We start from the raw sequence: 21,242 nt of genomic DNA, 5'->3' as shown, positions 1-21,242 counted from the left end.
GTTATGATGCAAAAGCTTGATCTTTTAGTAATAACTGCACATCCCGACGATGCTGAACTATGTTGCAGTGGTACTGTAGCAGCAGAAATTGCTGCCGGTAAAAAAGTTGGGTTTATAGACCTTACCCGCGGGGAGCTGGGCACCAGGGGCACAGCAGAACTGCGTAAAGAAGAAGCAGCAGCTTCTGCAAAATTGCTGGGCATTAGCGTACGCGAAAATCTGGAAATGGCCGATGGATTCTTTCAGATAGATCGTGCTCATATTTTACAGGTAGTGCAAAAAATCAGGCAGTACCGGCCCGAAATGGTTATTACCAATGCTGTGACAGACCGCCACCCCGACCATGGACGTGCCGCTGCACTGGTAAAGGAGGCATTTTTTATTGCCGGCCTGCGCAAGGTAGAAACTAGCCTGAACAATGAAATACAGCAGGAGTGGAGGCCCCGTTTGCTGCTGCATTTTATTCAGAGCAATTATATACAGCCCGATGTGGTGATTGACATATCTGCGCACTGGGAACGTAAGCTGGCTTCCATCAGGGCCTTCGGATCACAATTCTATAACCCGGAGACAGACAGGGATGAGCCGCAGACCTTTATTTCATCAGAAAAGTTCTGGAAGTTTGTTGAAGCACGTGCCCGTGAGTTTGGCCAGTCTATCGGCGTTGATTATGGAGAAGGCTTTACCGTAACCCGGCAAATAGGTTTGAAAAGTCTTGATAGTCTCTTATAAAAACAAGCCACTGCTACTTAGCAGTGGCTTTTCTCTTTAGGGTGTTTTAGATACTTAGGGTGCCAGACGTTTACGCTCCCAGCTTCCGGAGGCCTGTTTCTGATAAACAATACGATCATGCAGGCGGCTTGCCCGTCCCTGCCAGAATTCTATGTGGTCTGGCTTTACGGCATAACCACCCCAATGTCCGGGAAGGGGCACATCGCCTCCATCAAAACGTTCTACAAAATCGCGCTGGCGGGTTTCCAGTATGCCACGGTTTGGAATCTCCTGGCTCTGTGGTGAGGCCCAGGCGCCAATCTGGCTACCCCTGGGGCGGCTGCTGAAATATTGTTCACTGACAGCCTTATCTACCTTTTCCACTGCTCCCTCTATGCGCACCTGTCTTTCCAGCTCGGGCCAGTAAAAGGTTAGGGCAGCATAGGGGTGCTTTTCCAGGTCTTTGCCTTTACGGCTTTCGTAGTTTGTGAAAAAAGTAAATCCCTGCTCATCAACATCTTTTACCAGCACAATACGGGCAACAGGCCGCCCCTCTGCCGATACAGTACTGAGGGTCATGGCATTTGGCTCAAGCACCTGGGCGTCCTGTGCCTCCTTAAACCACTTCTGAAACTGCTCAACAGGGTTGGGCAGGGTATCGGAAACATCCAGTGATGCCTGGGTGTAATCTTTGCGTAAATCGGCGTAGTTAGTACTCATAGCATTAAAAGTAGGTTCTAAGGCTTACGTATAAATTGCGGCCTGCGGCACTAATGCCACTGGAGTATGTGCGGTAATGAGTATCCAGGATGTTTTCAAGACCGCTGCTTAGCTCCAGAAAGCGAACAGGCTTCCAGTTAGCCCTAATATCGGCAACAATCCATGCTTTGGCACCCTCCGGGGCATATAAATTTCCTTTGCTCTGCTCTTCCATGGGCAAATCCTGCCAGCTTATACTTCCATTGTACCGCAACTGTAAAATAGCCGACCAGGTTTTGCGCTGATAGGTAAGGCTGCTTTGTCCGAACAGGGGCGGTATGTGGCGCAGGCGTTCGCCGCTCTCCCTGTCTTCTCCCCAGGTATAAGTGAGTACAGAGCTTAGCAGCAGCTTATCGGTAAGCTTATGCCTGATGTTGAAGCTGGCCCCTGCAACTGTACCCCTGCCTGTATTTACCAGTGCCTCCACTGCATTTTGTTGCCCCTGGTACATGATCGAGTCCCTTCCATTAAAGAGAAAGGGCCTGCGTACAATAGCATCTTTAAGCAGGCTGGCATAAGCAGTAAGGCTAAACCTGGACCTGCGGCCTTCCCAGCCAATGGTGCTTTCTGCATTGTAGCTGTACTCGGGCCGCAGATAGGGGTTAGGTACGGTTACGGTATTTGGTGCCGGATCAAATATTTTAGAAACATCATCGATGTTAGGTGCTCTGAAGCCTGTAGATATCAGAAAATCATAACGAAGCGCTCCTTTTCCATAGGCAATCCCCAGGTTTCCATTGAGGGCGCCGGTATTGATGGTGATTTCCTTAAAGGGAAAATTATAGTATGTGTTACTAAAGCTGCTCAGGAGCTGGAAATGGGTATAACGGGCACCAGCATTGAGCATCAGGTACTCATTTAAGGAATGCTGAATACTGCCATAGGCCGATAAAGATTGTGTTTCATTATCACCATCCCCATAGCGGGGTGCTATAGGGTTTTGTGCTCCGGTAAGGATATGATGTTCACTGGCTGTAGAGCTAACAAAATTAAGGGCAGCCTCGGCTCCGTAAAAAAGCCTTGAGTTCCCCGGCAGGGGCTTATCAAAATCTGCATTAAGGGTAAACACATCTACTTCTTCCAGCTGACTTTCCCGCCAGTGCTGGCCCACCCTGCGGCTGTGCCGGCTCTCCTGGTACTGCTGGTAGGCAGCAGTTAGCCGTAGCTGCTCAAACAGTTTCCGATCTTTATAGAAGGAAGATTGCAGGCTGTGCATCATCCATTTCTGTGGGCCATAATACCATTCTGCAAAACGTAAGGCTCCGCTACGGCCATCATCATCACTTCGCTGCGTTAGGCGGTCGTAACGAGGTATGTTGGAGGAGGTACTGTAATGAAAGCTATAGAGCAGGTCTACATTTTCTGTTGGCGCATAGCGGATCTTTTGCAAAAGGTTAAGCTGCTCATAGCCACTGCCGATTTGTAATTCAGGTGCTGCATTTGGTAACACCACATCTTCACCGCTGATCCTTTCAACATACTCAGTGCGCAGAAAATAGGCTGGAAAATTCTCGATACCCCTTTTACCTGCACGCAAATCACCAAAGTCACTTAGCGTGATACTGCTAATGGCAGCAATTTTATTGAAGCCCAGCGATACATCTGCATGCGCTGTTTTTTCCTGGTTAGCCGTAGCATAGCGGGCCATGGCACTGCCCTCTGTCCTTAAACCCCTGCCGGTATTCAGCAGCGGACTTTTGGTATGAAAATCAATTACCCCGCCCAGGGCATCGCTGCCGTACATAACACTGCCGGGCCCAAAGATTACCTCGGCACCCTCAAGTACGTTGGCATCCAGTGTAATAATATTCTGCAGGTTTCCGCTCCTGTAAATGGCATTGTTCATGCGCACGCCATCTACCACCAGCAGCACAGAGTTGGCAGCAAAGCCCCTGAGCATAGGGCTGCCGCCGCCCTGCTGGCTTTTTTGCACAAACACCTCACCGCTCTGGTGCAGCATATCTGCCGTAGTCTGTGGGTTTTGCAAAGCAATGTCCCTGGCGCTGATGGACATGATATCATTGGGGACTTCCTCCTCCTGCTGTTCCCAACGGTTGGCAGATACCACCACCTCCTGTATCTGAACTACATTTTCTACCAACTCAACAAGGCCATTCATTGCCTCTATCTCTTTCCTGCTTAGTCTTTTTTCCAGGTAGGAAGAATGGCGAAAAATAAGTGATGCTCCGCCAGAGAACTGGCTGATGTCTGCCATGCCTGCAGAATCGGTAAGTATACCCCTGCTCTTGCTTTCATTTAAAATGGTTACACCAGGGATAGAGGCACGGCTGTTTTTATCGATTACCTGTACTTGTTGTGCAGCTGCGGAAAAGCTTAAGAGCTGCGGAAGCAATAAGAGAAGCAGTAGCTGAATAATCATTCTCATTGAACAAAAATAAGCTTCCTAACTGTTAAGCTCATACCATTTGTGTAAATTCATATTATGCCATTACTAGAAACCTCTACCTATAAAGCACCATACTACCTTTTTAATCGTCACCTGGAGACCATAATACCCAGCACATTGCGCAAAGTAACGCTGCCCCCATACCAGCGGGAGCGACTGCCGACGCCTGATGCTGATTTTTTAGACCTTGACTGGATCAGGAATGGTGCTAAGGATGTGGTTATTCTTTCGCATGGCCTGGAGGGCAGTTCCGACAGACCTTATATCAAAGGAATGGCAAAGGCTTTTCTGGCGAAGGGTTGGGATGTGCTGGCCTGGAACTGCCGCAGCTGTAGCGGAGAAATGAACCTTGCCCGCCGCATGTACCACCATGGAGCTACCGATGATGTGGAGGCTGTTGTAAATCATGTGCTGGCAAAATATGCCTATAAGCGCATTGCTATGGTAGGCTTTAGCATGGGGGGGAGCTTAACCTTAAAATACCTGGGTGAAGGCGGCCGTGATTTACCAGAAGAAATTTACCGTGCAGCAGTGTTTTCTGTGCCCTGTGATCTTGGCAGCAGTTCCAGGGCATTGTCCAGCTGGGATAACACCATATATCGCAGGCGCTTTATGGACAAGCTGTACAAAAAGCTACAGGCCAAGCTCGAGCAGCAGCCCGACCTTCCCATTGATCTTACCCGCTTCAAAGAAATAAAAGACTTCGCTGAATTTGACACCTGCTACACAGCACCGCTGCATGGCTTTAAAGATTCAGACGATTTTTATGCACAGGCTAGTGCCGGTCAGTATATTCCTGGAATAAAAGTACCCACACTGCTGGTAAATGCACTTAACGATCCTATGCTGCCCCTTAGCTGCTTTCCGGTAGAAGTTGCCAGCAGTCATCCCTATGTATACCTGGAGATGCCCGAACGCGGAGGCCACGTGGGCTTCTGGCAAGGTAAGGATAAACCTACCTGGGCCGAAGAAAGGGCAGTGGCCTGGATGGAGGAGAGGATTTAATGTGCTGAGTGCAGATGGTTTCCCGCTGCAATCAATATGCTAATCGTTATCTGTAGATATCAGATGCTTTAGTATTACTTTTTACATCAAAAGCACAACTAAAGAGTACGATCATCTGCAGCAGAATAGACAGCACATTACTGTATTAGCAATAGCCCATTAATCCAGCTGTTTCTCCGCCAGTTCTGCTACGGTTAAGCCTATAGAGAGTGATGAGGTGGCAGCGGGCGAGGGGGCATTGCATACGTTTACCACCCCTTTGCTTTCCAGGATCAGGAAATCGTCGATAAGGCCACCATTGCGGTCACAGGCCTGTGCCCGTACGCCTGCACCACCCGGCATCAGGTCCTGCTCCCGGATCTCAGGCATTAATTTCTGAAGGGCTTTGGTGAAAGCTGCCTTGGAGAAGGAACGGTAGTATTCTCCAAGACCGGTACGCCAGTATTTACCTGCCACTTTCCGAAAGCCCGGCCAGGATAAGGTTTCGAAAAGCTCTCCCGGATGAAAATGTGATTTTTTGTAGCCTTCCCTGCGGAAAGCCAGCACCGCATTAGGACCAGCTTCTATACCACCGCCTATCATACGGGTAAAATGTACACCCAGGAAGGGAAAGTTAGGGTCCGGCACCGGATAGATTAGATTCTTCACCAGGTACTGCTTTTCCGGTTTTACCTCGTAGTATTCGCCACGGAAGGGTACAATCTGAAGATCTACCTTTTGGCCTGTCATTTTTGCCACCTTATCAGAATAAAGTCCAGCACAGTTGATGAGCAGCTGTGTTTCAAACTCATCGGTGGTGGTAGTGATGCGGGTGCTTTTACCATTTGGCCGGATGCCGGTAACTTTCTGGTTCAGCAGAATTTCACCGCCGGCCTCACGTATCTTTTCAGCATATTTATTGGCAACGGTTTTATAGTCTATAATACCAGCCTGGGGCACCAATATGCCGGCAATGCCTGCAACATGGGGTTCGTGCTCTTTTAGCTCCTGTTCTTGCAGCTTTCTTAAACCCTGCAGCCCATTTTGAGTACCCCGCTGAAGGATCATATCAAGTTGCGGCAGTTCTTTGGGGGAGGTTGCAACAATAATTTTACCGCACAGCTCATGCGGTATTTGCTCCTGCTGGCTAAACTCCAGCAGCATATTGTAGCCCCTTATGCAATTGAGTGCTTTTAAGCTGCCGGGTTTGTAGTAGATGCCCGAATGGATAACCCCGCTGTTGTGCCCGGTTTGGTGAGCAGCAAGAATATTTTCTTTTTCCAGTATCCGTAGCTGCAGGCCCGGGTTGCGGCGCAGCAGCTGCAGGCCTGTAGCCAGGCCAACAATACCTCCGCCAATGATTGTTAATTGCCCTTTCATATCGGGGCAAAGATAGTAGTTTGATATTAGCTGCGAATGACCTGGATCAGGTTTTTAAGCGATGGGTAAAAGATTAGTAACCGGATTACGGTAGGTTCAGCAAACAAAAAAGGAGCAGCTAAATGGCTGCTCCCTTATTAACACTATTTATTTGGCCTTATGGCAGCAGGTAATTACTGTTCCTTCTCAACAAAACCGAGGGAAACGGAATTTAAGCAATAACGTAAGCCTGTAGGCTTGGGACCATCGTTAAACACATGGCCCAGGTGTCCGCCACAATTGCTGCAGACCACCTCAGTACGTACCATGCCATATTCAGTATCTGTTATTTCAGCTACAGCTTCTTTGCTGATAGGCTTAAAGTAGCTGGGCCACCCGGTGCCACTGTCAAATTTAGTTTTAGAGCTGAAAAGCTCCTGGCCACAGGCAGCACAGGTATAGACACCTTCTTCTTTGTGTTTATTGTACTTACCTGAGAAGGCTCGTTCCGTACCTTTTTGGCGTAAAACTTTAAATTGTTCAGGCGTTAACGCTTTACGCCACTCTGCTTCTGATTTGTTGATGTTGTAGGTCATGCTGGCTTTGGCTTTAGGTTTTTCATTTTTTGATCCCGACTGGCAGGAGCCTAACGTGCTGATCATGAGCATTGCCAGCAGAAGTAACAGTTTAGATTGTGCCATGATAATTCTTTATTCTTAAACAAAACCAGGAGCAGGATAGGTTCATTCCTCAGCTATTCTAACCCGGAAACATTGGTCATGACAGGCTTTTTTCCTTTCTTTAAGCTACGAATAAAGCTGCTATGACGGATTCTTCCGATACTGAAAAAAATCGTTACCCATGGCGTACGCTCTACCTGCTGGTGCTGGGCTTTTTGCTGGTGCAAATTGTGCTCTATTATTGGTTAACGATTTACTGGCAATAAGTGTATGAACCTACTGGACTGGTTGGTGCTGCTTGGCACGCTGCTATTCATTGTTGCTTACGGTATTTATAAAACACGGGGAAGCCAGAACATAGAGTCTTACCTGATGGGCGACAACAGCCTTAAGTGGTGGACGATAGGACTTTCCGTAATGGCCACCCAGGCCAGCGCTATTACGTTCCTGTCTACGCCTGGTCAGGCCTATGAGAGTGGAATGGGCTTTATACAGTTCTATTTTGGACTGCCCCTGGCCATGGTGGTATTGTGTATCTGGGTAATACCGCTGTATTACCGCCTGAAGGTGTATACTGCCTATGAGTTTCTGGAAAAGCGCTTCGATCTGAAGACCCGTTTACTGGCTGCTTTCCTGTTTCTGATACAGCGGGGGCTTGCAGCGGGTATCACCATTTATGCTCCTTCCATCATCCTAAGCACTATTTTAGGCTGGAGCCTGAACCTTACCATCCTCATCATTGGGTTGCTGGTGATCCTCTACACCGTATCAGGGGGTACCCGCGCAGTTAGCCAGACACAAAAGCAGCAAATGGCCGTAATGATGGGCGGTATGGTGGTGGCACTGCTGGTTTTACTGGCCAAGCTACCAGAAGGCGTAGGAGTTAGAGATGCTGTTGCTGTGGCTGGAAATATGGGTAAGCTTAACCTGATCGATACAGATTTTGACCTCAGCAACCGCTATACGCTGTGGAGCGGCCTGCTCGGTGGCTTTTTTCTGTCACTGAGCTATTTTGGTACAGACCAGAGCCAGGTACAGCGCTACCTGGGCGGCCGATCGATAGCAGAGAGCCGCCTTGGCCTGCTCATGAACGGCCTGGTTAAAGTACCCATGCAGCTGCTCATCCTCTTTATTGGTGCCATGGTGTTTGTGTTTTACCAGTTTTACCAGCCACCGGTATATTATAATCAGCCCCATCTGCAGAAGGTACAGACTGCAGAAGCACAGCAGGAGCTGATCCAGTATCAGCAGCAGTTCAACAGGCTTTTTGAGCAAAAGCGGGAGGCAATAGATGCTGCCCTCGCTGGCGAAGAGGGCTGGGAACCGGTACAACAACTGCAGGAGGAGGAGAAAACGCTTCGTCAGTCTGTAAGGGATGTGATTACTACCGCCAATCCCGACACTGATGTGAAAGATGCCGATTATGTATTCATAACCTTTGTATTGAACTACCTGCCGCATGGCCTTATTGGCTTGTTACTGGCCGTGATTTTCTCAGCGGCCATGTCTTCTTCGGCTGGTGAATTAAATGCCCTGGCCTCTACTTCTGTGGTGGACTTTTATAAAAGGGTAATCAGGCAGGAGGGGAGTGATCACCACTATCTGCTGGCATCCAAAGGTTTTACCCTGGCCTGGGGTGCACTGGCGTTGCTGTTTGCACTTACGGCCCGTCAGTTCGAGAACCTCATTGAGTTTATCAATATTATAGGCTCCCTGTTCTATGGCACCATTCTGGGTATTTTCCTGGTGGGCTTTTTCTTCAGGCGCATCATAGGTGCAAAAGTTTTCTACGCTGCGCTTATATCTGAAGCTACGGTACTGGCTATACATTTCTTTGGGGACATAGAGTACCTCTGGTACAACTTCAGCTGCATATTAGTAATTGCCTTAAGCTGGATTTTCCAGCAGGCAGGAGTATTTAGTAGCAGAAAGTAAGCAGATAGCCCTTTTCCATTCAGGAAACAAAACAGCACGACCTTTTGTAATATTTAGAAGTAACCAATAATCAGAACATGAAAACTATTCAATATATAGCTGGCGCCATGCTATGGAGCGCTTTGTTGATATCATGCGATAACACCTCCACAACTGAACGTACTCCTAATGAAATAGCGGCTGCAGACCAGCTGGAGGTACAGGAAGAAATGGAACAGGAGCAGGTACAGAACCTGGGTGCCAACGAAGAGGAAGCTGACGTTACTAAATACGAAATAGTAGGGCAGAACCTTCAGTTTAGCCCCAGTGAGCTAAAGGTTAAGCCCGGTGAGCGCATACAGGTTATCCTGTTAAACAGGGGAGATGTACCCTATAGTCTTAAATTTGAACTGCCCGATGGTGAACAGGAATTAAGAACAGAAGTGCCGCCGGGCAGAAGGGCAGGCCTGATATTTATGGCTCCTCAAAAAGCTGGTACATACCCTTTTTACAGCCCGCTGCAAAATCACAGAGGCCGTGGTATGGTGGGTACGCTGGTGGTTGAATAATTGATGAATAAGCAGGAGCAACAGTCGGTTTGCTCCTTTTCTGTTTTAAGAGGTATCGAATCAATTATCGAACAAATTTGCCAGACAGGAAGTATTGATTATAGATTCAACCAATTTACAGCTATGAAAATCAGTATATCAGTTTTAGCAGTACTATGCTCTGCAAGCCTCTTCTTTTCCTGCGGCGAAACAGGAACTAATCAGGATAATGTGGATGAGGATACCTTTGTGCAGACAGAAGAAGCAGTAGATATGGAGGACGATATCCAGAATGCCAGGAACATTGAAGTTGTGGCAGAAAATATGGAGTATAAGCCAAATGAGATAAGGGTAAGCCCTGGCCAGCAACTAACAATTACACTTGTTAACAGGGGTAATGAAAACCACAATATTGAATTTGAATTACCTGATGGTGAGCAGGAGCTGGAAAACCCGGTAGAGCCCGGGGCTAGTGCAAGCCTAAGTTTCAAAGCACCTGATCAGCCAGGTACCTACACCATTTACTGCCCTGTAGATAACCACAAGGAGAAAGGCATGACAGGTAAGCTGATTGTGGAATAGAGAAAGAAACAGCAATTTTCATAACCCTCCCGGATATTTTTTCAGGAGGGCTTTTTTATGTAACGCCCTTTACTTGAACAGGCGCTCATTAAAGTTAAATGGCAGCACCTCCAGTAACTTTATTTGTGAGAATTCCTGATGCAGGGGATTTATCAGGTAATTATGCTCATCCTGCACCAGCGCAGAGGGCACTTTTAGCATCAGGTATTTTTGTTCTTTTAGCAGGGCATCGCCCACTGCTTTGGTTTCTTTGCCATGCGGATACCTGTTCCAGCCATCCGGAAGTAACCCGGGACTGATTTCATGGAGCAATGCCGCATCATTGGGAGCTTCTATAATATTCAGCACATAACCTTCCGGAATAAAACCTGGTGGGGTATAGGCTATAATTTCGGTAATGGCAAGGGCGCGGGTTTCAGAGCAGTAGAGTGCTGGGATGCCCTTGCTGTTCCAGCGGCCGCCATAGAGCTCGGCACCTTTGCCGGACAGATCTCCGCCCCATTCCTTGCGGCTAAAGCGGTAGAGGATCATGCAAATACACCAAACTCTATCTGACCCAGTGTATCATTTACGAGTTCAAGACCAAAGCTGGTATCGAGCAGTGTTTTAGGTGCTACACCGCCCACAGCCATAATGCGGGCATTTAACCACTGGCAGAACTTTTGCTCATCCCTGAACACATCGGTACCTTTCTGGTAAAGCTGGGTTATCCTGATTACCTTATCAGAGGCAGAGGTACCCAATGACTTATTTTCTTTTCTTACCCGAATTAAGGTGCGTTCAGATACGCCCAGAAATTGTGCCCATTCCTGCAGGCTAAACGGCAGCCTTTCTACAATCTCCTCAAAGGTCTGGGCATCCAGGCCTTCGCGGCTAAGCTGTATTAGCTCATCTAAAGAGCGGTTTTTAAACAGAGGCAATCCCATAGCTGACAATTTTCATAAAAATACTGACAATTTACATTATAACAAGCCTCGGGCTGCTATAGTTTATTTCTCATTGACTGCATTGCTTTTCTACAACAGGAGCAGCTGGCAGGATAAGAAGCAACATGCCTGTTTATTCAGATTAACATAATGTAGATTATTGTAACTTTGTGGTCGATAAAAATAAATCCCCGGCCAGTTAGCTGGTCGGGGATTTGTATCTGAAACTTAGTTGTCCTTATTTCTTTTTAGTGCTGCCTGATTTTCCCAAACGGGCAATCAGTTCTTCATTCATCTTTACGTACTCCGGATTTTCGTTTTTGGCGAGTTCTCTGGAGCGTTCTGCAGCCTTAATAGCATCTTTAGTTTTGTTTAAGTCAGCCAGAATAAGCGCACGCAGGTAGTGAATGTAGTAGCGGTCTTCTTTTTCAATGGCTTTGTCTACCCACTGCAGGGCCTGCTGCTTGTCTTTGCCATTGCGGTAGTAGTAGTTAGCTGCCTGGAAATAGGTACCACCATTTTCTACTGGTTTCGACATGGTTTCCTTGATCTGCGCCATTACTTTAGAGTCAACCTCAGTTTCCAGCGGCACACTTACTTTGGTAAAATCCCAAAGAATATTCATGTTGGCCGTGTTGTTTGTAAACTCAGAGAAATTAATGGTGAATGTTTCGGCTGGTTCACCAATATTAACAGGCTTAACTTTTACCCTTAGCGCATCTTCTTCCTGCTTATACCCCATAGAACCCCAGAGGCCCAGGTTTTTGTTAAAGATTACCGTCCACTCATCCTGCCCGGGAATGGTATAAAGGGCATAGGTACCGCCTGGCAGCCACTGGCCTTTTACTTTAACACTATCTGAAAAAGTAACTTTGGTAGATGCATTGGCACCTGTACGCCAAACCTCACCATAGGGTACGAGGCCACCAAAGATGTTACGCTCACGGCCTTTAACACCAGGTCGGGCGTATTCCAGGGTAACATCAGTAAGCCCTATTGTAGTGCTGGTTTTTTCTGCAGGGCTGGCCTGTGGCATTTTTAATTGTGCAAAGCCAAGAGATGCACTGAACATCAGGCACATAAACATGCCATAACGCATAACTGGGTGTTTCATATCAGACAAAAGTTAAAGAAGTGACGATTTAAAGTGGCAATTTAAGTTCATTTTAGGTTATCTTGATCTTTTATCATCAATTTTCTTGCCACTATGTTTGATGTACCCAGCTACCTGAATGTAATGCAAAAAGTGGTTAATTTCAGCAGGTGCCGGGTTTACTACTTAGTGATATGTGTAAAGGCCATGCTGACAAATGAGTGGGAAGCACAAAGGCCAGGATAAAATCTTAGCCCGGGGACGGGCCGTATACCTGCTAAAAGAAAGGGTGCATGAGCAAACTGCCACAAAGTTTTTTTACACGTCCCGATCCGGTACAGATAAGCCGGGAGCTGCTGGGGAAGAACCTGTTTACAAAGATCGATAACATACTCACTGGCGGCATTATAGTAGAAACAGAAGCCTATAATGGCCGTACCGACAGGGCCTGCCATGCCCATTTGGGCAGGCGTACAAAACGAACAGAGATCATGTACCGGCAGGGCGGGGTGGCCTATGTTTACTTTACATACGGCATGCACCATCTGTTTAACATAGTAACGAATGAAGAAGGCAAAGCAGACGCAGTATTGATAAGGGCCATAGAGCCTACGGAGGGCATAGAAGAAATGATGCTTAGGAGAGGGCTGGATAAGCCGGAATACAGGCTTACTGCCGGCCCCGGCGTATTGTGCCAGGCCTTAGGCATTAAGCGCGAACATTACGGGGAGGATCTGCAGGGAAATAAAATATGGCTTGAAGATCAAAACCTAAACATTCCCGATCGGGATATAATAACAGGGCCCCGTGTAGGAATTGCCTATGCAAAAGAAGATGCCTTATTGCCATGGCGTTTTAGCATTCGAAATAATCCCTGGGTAAGCAGGGCAAAAGCAAATTATGAGTTTAGTAATAATAGCACCAAGCAAGAATAATAAAGCCTACTGGCAGAAACGACTGGAAGAGGAACTAAAAGCCAGGGGCGAAGATGTAAAAGTGGAAATATGGCCGGAGGTGGAAAACGCTGATAAGGTGCTGATGGCCGTAACCTGGAAGCATCCGCAGGAGAGCCTTTATGCCTATCCGCATTTAAAAGTAGTTTCTTCTATGGGAGCGGGGGTTGATCACATCCTGAAAGATGAGCACCTGCCCCTGCACTGGCACATCGTACGCATTGTGGATGAACAGTTAACCCGTGGTATGAGCAACTACCTCCTGGCTGCCGTTCTCAACTATCACAAGCAGATGTACCACTACTACGAACTGCAAAAAACACATAGCTGGGGGTATTCAGAAACCCCGGAAGTAGAACTGCAGCCGGGTATACTGGGTCTGGGAGAGCTGGGAACAGACATTGCACTAAAGCTTAAAGGGCTTGGCTTTAAAGTCTCGGGTTATAGCCGCACACCAAAAGATATCATGGGGATCTCTACCTATGCCGGTGAAGATGAGCTGGAAACATTTCTGCAGCAGACAAACATGCTCATTTGCCTGCTGCCGCTAACCAAAAATACCAGGGACTACCTGAATATTGAGTTTTTCAGGAAGTGTAAGAAAGGCACCTACCTGATCAATGTTGCCCGTGGCAGCCACCTGGTAGAGGAAGACCTGATCACTGCACTGGACCAGGGCCTGCTCTCTGGCGCAACCCTTGATGTTTTCCGGCAGGAGCCATTGCCAAAAGAACATCCCTTCTGGGATCATCCAAAGGTGTTCATTACTCCACACATTGCTAGTGTAACCAACCCGGATGCAGCCATTCCGCAGGTTGCTGAAAACTATGTGCGCATGTTGCATAATAAACCACTTTTAAATAAAATTGATCGCACAGCCGGATATTGATATGGAAATAATATTGTGCCCTGTTGATCTGAAGCCCGATACCTTAAATGCACTGGAAGCCGCAGCAAAACTGGCTTCTGCTCACAGGGTACACCTGGTGCTTTTGCATGTATTTACCAAAAAAGAGTACGAAGATGCACTTGGCGACGGCGATCTGGATGGAATTGATGCCTATCAGCAATCACTGCAACAGTCAATGGGTGCTTTGTGTGATACATTAAGGGAGGCAGATCCAAGCCTAAGCTGCTCTGCGGTGATCAGGCATGGCAGCACCATCAGCACTATACTGGAAGAAGCAGCAATCTTAAAAAGTTTTCTTATTGTTATGGGTTCACATGGTGTCCATAACATTACAGAAGCTATGGATGGTAATCATCCGGTTAAGGTTATTGAGCAATCGCCCTGTCCTGTGCTCTGCGTACCGGAAGGTGTTACTTTTGAAGTTCCTGCAAAAGTTGTGTATGGCAGCCGCATGAAGCAGCAGGATCCGGATTGTCTGCAGCGCCTGATTACCCTTCTCCACCCCTTTAACAGCAGTATAGATGTTGTATATGTTGGAGAAGGGACCAGTACCACACGTGATAAGTGGCTGGCGCACGAAAAAATGATCCGCAGTTATGTGCGTTATGAAAAGCTTCGTTTTCACCTGTTCGACTGGGATGATGAACCATACCAGGGACTGGATGAATATATGCAGCAGACAGGAGGCGCTTTGCTGGTACTGCTTACCCATCAGCGTAATTATTTACAGCGCCTCTTCGAAAAAAGTGTATTCAAGCAAATTACTTATTTCAGTGAATACCCCTTGCTGGTCTTCTTAGAAGATCATTTAACATCGGCAGAAGATTAAGCTCTGCAACTCACAGAAGATCTATTTTTTGATAACCCTTTTTTAAAAAAATATAGTCTACAAAGCCATATTCAGCAATTACTCACTGGCATGCAGACCTGCCGTAGCTGAAGTAGTTTTTTACACATTTTTTCAAACCCTTTGTTTTAACTGTCGTATAGAAGAGTTGGATTATGCCCCCTCATGAAGCTCAGCATTATTATTCCTACATGTAACGAAAAAGACTATTTGCAGAAAACACTCAATGCTGCACATAATCATGCTTCGGGAAAACATGGTATAGAAATTCTGGTAATTGATTGTGGATCTACTGATGGCACTACTGAAATTATCAGGCAAAAATCTGTTGTGGTTGTTACAAACCCAATGCTGCTTGGTAAAAAATGGGCTTCGTTACGTCTGGGCGCCCGTCTGGCACAGGGAGATGTTTTTCTTTTTTTAGATGCCGATACACTGCTGCCTCCGGATTATGACATTGCCATTGCGAATGCTTTGTTGAACGACAGGGTAATGGGGGGTGCTTTTGAATTTTCTTTTATTGAAAAATCTCCCTTACTGAGCCTGGTTACCTATGTTAACAGGATTCGCTATCGCTTTAGAAGGCGCTTTTATGGTGATCAGGGCATATTTGTTCGCAGAACGGCCTATACCATTAGCGGGGGCTGGCCAGAACGCCAGCTGATGGAAGCCGCTTACTTTTGCAAAAAGCTGCAGGAGCATGGCAAGCTCGCCATTATCCATCCGCCTGTGCGTACCTCTGGCCGGCGGTTTATAGAAGGTGGCATTTTGCGTGTATTTTTTCATGATATCCGTATTTGGTGGCAGGACCTGATTGGCAATGATGTGGAGAAATATGGAAGCGCATACTGGCAGCACAATCAGAAAAAGCCGGCCAAAATCAGCAGAAGAAAAACAGAGTCTTCGAAAGAAACAGCTGAGTATCATCAGTATCGTCAGCAACCTGACTGATCGCTTCATCATTCAGCGGCAAAGGAGTTAATCCTCACCCACAACAGCTTGTGAGAAACGTTAACTCATGCAGGCAACTTCAAATCGCAGACTCCCAAGCTCTAGTTACACTATCGATAACTTGTTTTTGATTGCTCAAGCTCGCCTGTTACGTATTCACTGCTTATTATCAAAAATATCCTTGCTGACTGTGCCTGGCTAAAAGTTTTGCAGCAGTTGCCTTAGCCATAACCAGCAGGTTCACGCATCAGGCACCCTGAAAAGATATTGGAATAATTATATATATTGCTATCACCTTTTTTTAGTTTTAAAAGCCCCATAATATAGCTTGTAAGCGTAAGGGTAGCGTGGTTTAAATTTCAGGAGTAAGGCCAGCAATTATATCTACTGCTTTAAATGTTAAGTGTATTGTTAAATTGCCCACATTGTGAAATACGCAACATAAATTGAAGAATTATGTTTTATATTTTGCCTCAATTCACTTAAACTAGTAAGTGATATCCCTGCTACATGAGTGCAAATCTACAGAAAGCATACTTTGCAAACTTTTCATTTCTGTGTTTTATCCAAATTTGGTTACTATTCCTTATCCTGCCTTTTACCCTGGTAGCCAACCAGGCACCACAAGTTCAGGCGCTGGATACAGCCAAGGCTTTGAGCCAGTTTACACTGGACAACTGGCAGATGGAAGACGGCCTGCCAAGTAACTCTGTGATGGCGCACCTGAAATCAAAAAGTGGTTACTTCTGGCTTGCAACCTACGATGGCTTATCGCGCTTCGATGGCTACAAGTTCAAAAACTATACTCAGCGCTTTTACCCACAGATACCTACCAACAGCCTTTTCGACTTACACGAAGACGTAAAAGGCAACCTCTGGATTGCAACCAACGGGGGTGGGGTAGTAAAAATGAGAGATGAGGTTTTTACTGTTATCCAGGAGAATGAATTTTCTCCGAACCAGTCGGTGACAGCTTTTGCCGAGGACGAGCAGGGGCAAATCTGGGTGGGAACGCGCGGTGGATTGGGCCTGATCAGGGATGATGTATTTGTAGCGTACCCCGAGCTGAACAGGCTGCATAACCTGCATATTTTTAGCCTTTACCATGATGCAAAAGGAAGCTTATGGATAGGTACGGTGGGAGATGGACTCTGGGAGTTACATAATGGTTTGCTACGGCACTACACCAACATCCATGGCCTGACAAACAACTCCATCAGATCTATTTTTGAAGACCAGAAAGGACGTTTGTGGATTGGTACCGAAGAGGGCATCAATATCATGGAGCATGGCCGCATACGCGAGGTACCTGTATTTGGTAAAACGTTCGCAGCTTTTATCAATGATATTCATCAGGATGCCTACGGTACACTTTGGTTCACGACCAATGAAGGCCTGTTGCGGTATAAAAAAAATACTTTTGAATGGTTACTGACAGATACTGAAGGCGGCTCAAACGAGTTACAGCAGTTATACTCCGATGGCGAAGGCAGCCTGTGGATAGGCTCCTATTACAAAGGCTTGCTGCGCCTAAGAGATGGTAAATTCAATAATTACTCCCGTGCAGAGGGCTTACCCAATGAGGTTGTAAATGTAGTGTGGTCGGAAGAGGATGCCGTTTGGGTAGGCACAAATGATGGAGTGGCTTTCCTCAAACAAGGTGTGGAACAGGTTTACAGGCTGGATAATAATTCTGCAGCAAACAGGGTGCGGGAAATATTCAGGGATTCCAGAGGCGTACTGTGGGTGGGTACTAATGATGGAATATTCAGGCTAAAGGGAAACAAATTTGAACGGGCCTTTAAAAGAGGTTCTGGCCTGTCGTCTGATAAAATACGCAGAATAGTAGAAGACAAAGAGGGAAGGCTTTGGATTGGCACCCGCAATGGCCTGTTTGTGAGTAATCCGGAAAGACCTGAAGAAGTAAGGGTGGTGGATGAATTGTATGGTATATTTATTCTCTCTCTCTTTGTTGATTCCAAAGGTAATTTATGGGTAGCTACCAACGGTAAAGGCCTGTATTACTACGATGGCACTTCGTTCAGCCAGCACAGCTATGAACAGGGATTAACAAGCAATGTGCTGTTTGATGTTTGGGAAGACAAAGAGGGCATTATATGGGTGGGCAGCAACGATGGTTTGCACATATACAAAAACAACAGCTGGCACAACATCAATGAAAAGCAGGGCCTGTTTGTCAATACCATTTTCCAGATCCTAAATGATGAGCAGGATAATTTGTGGCTAACAACAAACAGGGGTGTTTTTGTGGTAAAAAGAAGTGAAATATTATCTGTGACAGATAATAAAAATGCACAGTTCCGGAATTATAAACAGTTTACCACAGCCGACGGCATGCGCAGCAGTGAAATAGCTGCTGTTTCCAGAAGCTGCCTGTCTTCCGATGGGTTATTCTGGTTTGCTACCCTAAATGGAGTAAGTGCTATTAACCCAAAACTGATCAGTACTAACCCTACCAGTCCACTGGTTAAAATAGAAAGGGTTACCGGTGATAAATATGAATACCCCCTTGCCAGTGAAGTACGCTTTGCTGCGGGCACCAAACAATACGAAATTCAGTATACCGGTTTCAACTATTACGCACCTAAAGCAACCAGCTTTTACTATATGCTGGATGGTTTTGATAAAGAATGGCAGGAAGCCGGAAACAGAAGGGTAGCCTATTATACAAACCTGCCAGCCGGTGATTATACCTTTAAAGTGCGGGCAACCAATGAAGATGGTATCTGGAGTAAGGAGGAGGCTGCTTTTAAAATAATACAGGAAGCGTACTATTATGAAAACCCCTGGTTTAAAGTGGCCATGCTCTGCCTGGTTGTGTTGCTGCTGGTAGTGCTCTACTTCTGGCGAACACGCCAGCTACGTCTGGAAAATCTAAAGCTGGAAAGCCTGATCAATGAACGCACCAATGACATTACCGCACAAAAAGAATCAATTGAGCATCAAAAAGAGGAATTAAGCAGGTTAAACCAACTAAAGGATAAATTGCTTTCTGTACTATCTCATGACCTAAGGCAACCCTTTAGCTCTATCTCGGGTTTGCTTGCCCTCTTACGCGAAAGACAAATAGACCAGCAGGAGTTTCAGCATTTTTCAAAAGAGCTGAATCAGCAGGTAAAGTGGCAGGTACACATGCTGGATAATGTGCTTTTGTGGACCCGAAACCAGCTGAAAGGACTGGAGGTTAAGCCTGTTGCCATTAGCCTCTACCAAACCATTGAAGAAATTTTGATCCTGTACCGGTCGCAGGCTAATTTCAAGAATATCACCATTGAAAATAAGGTACTTCCTGATACAATTATTGTAGCAGATGCAGATATACTGCACCTGGTTATGCGCAACCTGATTGGAAATGCTGTTAAATTCACAAATAACAGTGGTACTATCACTGTTTCAGCCAGGTTTGCACGGGGCTATTACCAGATAGAAGTAAGCGACAACGGCATAGGTATGAATAAAGCTAAGCTCGATAAGCTGTTTGTTACTTTCCAGGATTCACCGGAAAGGGGTACTTCTAATGAAAAGGGCTCCGGCCTGGGATTAGCGCTATGCCATGAATTTATAGAGGCCTGCGGCGGAAGGATATGGGCAGAAAGCAGGCAGGGTATGGGCAGCAGGTTTATCTTCACTCTGCCCGAAAAAGGAAGCTCGCACACAAATACTGGTCAGATGAAGCAGCCTGCACTTATTCATTAAGCTGCTTTAATTCTTTCACTGAGCTGTAAATAATGTTGTAAGCCTGCTGATCGTTTGCCCATTCCTGGTTTAGCTCAAACTCTATGCCGGCATAGTCAGCGGGAAACTGTTTACGCAGGTAAGTTGTAAAACCATCTGCAGTACCCTTATACGGGTAGTTAAAACGAATTCTTACCTCCGGGATAAGCCTAAGAAATATATTTTTCCAGTGGTTGCACAATTCCCTTTCCTGCAGGCGGGAGGGGTCGTAGAGTAAGCCTATATCAGCATTGCGAACTTGGCCCTCCAGTACAGGTGTAAAGCTGTGTATGCTTAGGTGATAGACCTGATGCCCGTCTCCTATAAATTGCTTGATAGCAGCTTCTACATTTTTGCGGTAGGGAGTATAGTATTTATCGATAATCAATGCACGCTCCTGTTCCTGTAACCCTTTTGTAAATTTCGAGAACAGCTTGGGATGATGCAGCGACCGGTTCAGCTCTACCAGTAACCTGCTTACAGTAACAGCATTGGAATAGTCTGCCAACGGCTCCAGGATTTTGAACAGCTCCAGTGCACCGGGGTCCCAGCCTCTGTGGGAGTTGAGGGCATGTTGTGCTTCTGCATCGTAAAATATTGATGCAAAAGCACCAGGAATAGCGTTGCCACCATGTTCGCAGGTAATTACCCAACGCACACTCATATAAAAAGCTGGTTGTTTTGCAGACAAAGGCTTAACTGCCTGTATACCTCCCGGATGGCTTCTGGCCTGTAATCCTTGTTCAGGGAGGAGAGTATACGCGAGCTCAGCGAGCCCTGCTTTAAAAGCTTTTCAACAACAGCTATGTATGGTGCCTCCAGGCCTGATGAAACTTTTTCGAGCAGGTGTTGCCAAAGCTCCCTGGCCTGAGCAGAAGTTTGTTGTAAGCCAAAAAGTTGCAGGTACTGCTGGTTACTGATCACAGTATTTTCGCCACTCCTGATTACTTCCAGAAAAATGGCAGCAAGGCTATCTTCACTCCAGGCTGTTTGTTCATCAATTGAAGCCCACTGCTGGTTCACCAGGGCCTTTATGCATTCGCAGATGATTGACAGTATAGCAATATCTGCCAATGGGCACTCCTGTATGTCTATGATCCTGATTTCGATGGCACCCCGATCGAAGCGGGCAATTGCCCCGCGGGAGTTAAGGAAATGTTTGTCTAATACCCCTTCAGTATCGTAGGGCGCTATGGCTTTGCTGATTGGATTGAAGATCTGCTCATAATAAGCCTGTTTAGAAAAAACACGCTCTGGAATTACTTTGCCTGCAATTACAGGAATTTTCTTCTGATTGTGCCGGTAGGTCTCCAGCCTGGTATCGAGGTAGCCACTAAACTTACCGTCTAAAATAGGAGTGCTGGCGCTAAGGGCAGGAATAATGGGCAGCAGCAGCCTGATAGCCGCATGCAGCTTTTTAAACTCTTCATCACCTGAAAAGGGCAGGTTTATGTGTGTGCTTTGCAGGTTAGACCAGCCATGCCCACGGCAATCAAATATGCGATTGTACAGGTTATAAATCTCGCTTGCCTCATGCTCCCACAGCCGTGTTTCAGTAAAGGGATCCATGAGCGGGTGTGCCCCGGTGGGCAGGAGCATGGCACCTAAACTCTCCAGTTGCCTGTTTATCTCCTGTATATTTGTATGAAAGTGATTATCAAGGCCACTTAAGGAAGCTTCAGGCTTGTGAGTTTTAATTTCCAGCACGTGGTTCACCAGCTCGTTAGACCAGTCGATGGTGCCATTTTCGTAGTCACCAACCCACTGGCCTGCCATTTTCCTAAGCAGCTCATCGGCCACTGCTTTTACCGAAAGTGTAGCTTGGTCTACAATCATGTATTCCATTTCCACACCATAGACTTCAAACAGAGAGTAAGCCATTG

At 46.5% G+C, this 21,242-nt stretch carries 20 protein-coding genes; 11 read left to right on the top strand and 9 right to left on the bottom strand.

The features are described 5' to 3' along the window. The first annotated feature begins 3 nt into the window (after positions 1-3). Positions 4-732, top strand: a complete 729-nt coding sequence (gene bshB1 / locus KWJ01_RS20175) for a bacillithiol biosynthesis deacetylase BshB1 (RefSeq protein ID WP_224998922.1) — start codon at positions 4-6, stop codon at positions 730-732. Between the two features lie 54 nt (positions 733-786). On the opposite strand, the gene pdxH is transcribed toward bshB1, so the two are convergent. Then, on the bottom strand, positions 787-1,431 hold the full coding sequence (gene pdxH, locus KWJ01_RS20170) for a pyridoxamine 5'-phosphate oxidase (RefSeq protein ID WP_224998921.1): 645 nt from the start codon (positions 1,429-1,431) through the stop codon (positions 787-789). A gap of 4 nt (positions 1,432-1,435) precedes the next feature. After that, entirely contained in the window at positions 1,436-3,856 is a 2,421-nt protein-coding gene (locus KWJ01_RS20165) for a TonB-dependent receptor domain-containing protein (protein ID WP_224998920.1), read from the bottom strand. 57 nt (positions 3,857-3,913) lie between these two features. Between KWJ01_RS20165 and KWJ01_RS20160 the strand changes: the two genes are divergently transcribed. Continuing rightward, positions 3,914-4,882 carry a YheT family hydrolase gene (locus KWJ01_RS20160; RefSeq protein ID WP_224998919.1) on the top strand — a complete coding sequence of 323 codons (969 nt, stop codon included), beginning with the start codon at positions 3,914-3,916 and terminating at the stop codon, positions 4,880-4,882. 159 nt (positions 4,883-5,041) lie between these two features. Here KWJ01_RS20160 and lhgO read toward each other — a convergent pair whose 3' ends face one another. After that, entirely contained in the window at positions 5,042-6,241 is a 1,200-nt protein-coding gene (lhgO, locus tag KWJ01_RS20155) for an L-2-hydroxyglutarate oxidase (RefSeq protein ID WP_224998918.1), read from the bottom strand. A 173-nt stretch (positions 6,242-6,414) separates the two neighbouring features. After that, complete coding sequence (gene msrB, locus KWJ01_RS20150; protein WP_224998917.1) at positions 6,415-6,921, bottom strand: peptide-methionine (R)-S-oxide reductase MsrB; 507 nt, start codon at positions 6,919-6,921, stop codon at positions 6,415-6,417. Between the two features lie 122 nt (positions 6,922-7,043). On the opposite strand from msrB, the gene KWJ01_RS28090 reads away from it, so the two are divergent. The 4 genes from KWJ01_RS28090 (at position 7,044) to KWJ01_RS20135 (ending at position 9,944) form a co-directional block, all read left to right on the top strand. Beyond that, positions 7,044-7,166 carry a hypothetical protein gene (locus KWJ01_RS28090; protein ID WP_255651153.1) on the top strand — a complete coding sequence of 41 codons (123 nt, stop codon included), beginning with the start codon at positions 7,044-7,046 and terminating at the stop codon, positions 7,164-7,166. Between the two features lie 4 nt (positions 7,167-7,170). Next, a complete protein-coding gene (locus KWJ01_RS20145; protein ID WP_224998916.1) occupies positions 7,171-8,835 on the top strand; it encodes a sodium:solute symporter in 1,665 nt (554 codons plus the stop codon). Between the two features lie 77 nt (positions 8,836-8,912). Then, positions 8,913-9,383: a cupredoxin domain-containing protein gene (locus KWJ01_RS20140; RefSeq protein ID WP_224998915.1), complete on the top strand. Its 471-nt coding sequence runs from the start codon at positions 8,913-8,915 to the stop codon at positions 9,381-9,383. 123 nt (positions 9,384-9,506) lie between these two features. Beyond that, positions 9,507-9,944, top strand: a complete 438-nt coding sequence (locus KWJ01_RS20135; protein ID WP_224998914.1) for a cupredoxin domain-containing protein — start codon at positions 9,507-9,509, stop codon at positions 9,942-9,944. A gap of 69 nt (positions 9,945-10,013) precedes the next feature. Here KWJ01_RS20135 and KWJ01_RS20130 read toward each other — a convergent pair whose 3' ends face one another. The 3 genes from KWJ01_RS20130 to KWJ01_RS20120 form a co-directional block, all read right to left on the bottom strand. Next, the gene (locus KWJ01_RS20130; RefSeq protein ID WP_224998913.1) at positions 10,014-10,475 is read right to left on the bottom strand and encodes an RES family NAD+ phosphorylase; all 462 of its coding nucleotides are present in this window, start codon (positions 10,473-10,475) and stop codon (positions 10,014-10,016) included. After that, positions 10,472-10,870, bottom strand: a complete 399-nt coding sequence (locus tag KWJ01_RS20125) for an antitoxin Xre-like helix-turn-helix domain-containing protein (protein WP_224998912.1) — start codon at positions 10,868-10,870, stop codon at positions 10,472-10,474. The genes KWJ01_RS20130 and KWJ01_RS20125 overlap by 4 nt, the downstream gene beginning before the upstream one ends. A gap of 238 nt (positions 10,871-11,108) precedes the next feature. Then, on the bottom strand, positions 11,109-11,984 hold the full coding sequence (locus tag KWJ01_RS20120; RefSeq protein ID WP_224998911.1) for a DUF2911 domain-containing protein: 876 nt from the start codon (positions 11,982-11,984) through the stop codon (positions 11,109-11,111). Between the two features lie 272 nt (positions 11,985-12,256). Here KWJ01_RS20120 and KWJ01_RS20115 point away from each other — a divergent pair, with 272 nt between their 5' ends. The 5 genes from KWJ01_RS20115 (at position 12,257) to KWJ01_RS20095 (ending at position 19,341) form a co-directional block, all read left to right on the top strand. Further along, entirely contained in the window at positions 12,257-12,898 is a 642-nt protein-coding gene (locus KWJ01_RS20115) for a DNA-3-methyladenine glycosylase (protein ID WP_224998910.1), read from the top strand. Further along, positions 12,864-13,805 carry a glyoxylate/hydroxypyruvate reductase A gene (locus tag KWJ01_RS20110; RefSeq protein ID WP_224998909.1) on the top strand — a complete coding sequence of 314 codons (942 nt, stop codon included), beginning with the start codon at positions 12,864-12,866 and terminating at the stop codon, positions 13,803-13,805. Before KWJ01_RS20115 ends, KWJ01_RS20110 begins: the two co-directional genes overlap by 35 nt. Position 13,806: 1 nt before the next feature. Next, positions 13,807-14,655 carry a universal stress protein gene (locus KWJ01_RS20105; protein ID WP_224998908.1) on the top strand — a complete coding sequence of 283 codons (849 nt, stop codon included), beginning with the start codon at positions 13,807-13,809 and terminating at the stop codon, positions 14,653-14,655. 183 nt (positions 14,656-14,838) lie between these two features. Next, on the top strand, positions 14,839-15,624 hold the full coding sequence (locus KWJ01_RS20100; protein WP_224998907.1) for a glycosyltransferase: 786 nt from the start codon (positions 14,839-14,841) through the stop codon (positions 15,622-15,624). Positions 15,625-16,134: 510 nt separating this feature from the next. Then, positions 16,135-19,341 (top strand): sensor histidine kinase, encoded by a 3,207-nt coding sequence (locus tag KWJ01_RS20095; protein WP_224998906.1) that lies wholly within the window; start codon positions 16,135-16,137, stop codon positions 19,339-19,341. On the opposite strand, the gene KWJ01_RS20090 is transcribed toward KWJ01_RS20095, so the two are convergent. After that, the gene (locus KWJ01_RS20090; protein ID WP_224998905.1) at positions 19,331-20,023 is read right to left on the bottom strand and encodes an N-formylglutamate amidohydrolase; all 693 of its coding nucleotides are present in this window, start codon (positions 20,021-20,023) and stop codon (positions 19,331-19,333) included. The two genes, KWJ01_RS20095 and KWJ01_RS20090, sit on opposite strands and share 11 nt — an antisense overlap. Next, positions 20,020-21,240: a glutamate-cysteine ligase family protein gene (locus KWJ01_RS20085; protein ID WP_224998904.1), complete on the bottom strand. Its 1,221-nt coding sequence runs from the start codon at positions 21,238-21,240 to the stop codon at positions 20,020-20,022. The genes KWJ01_RS20090 and KWJ01_RS20085 overlap by 4 nt, the downstream gene beginning before the upstream one ends. Positions 21,241-21,242 lie beyond the last annotated feature (2 nt).

The sequence above is a fragment of the Cesiribacter sp. SM1 genome (assembly GCF_020178975.1).
Lineage (GTDB): Bacteria > Bacteroidota > Bacteroidia > Cytophagales > Cyclobacteriaceae > Cesiribacter.
The sequence above is the reverse complement of the archived record's forward strand: the minus strand, read 5'-3'. Positions and strand labels throughout refer to the sequence as shown.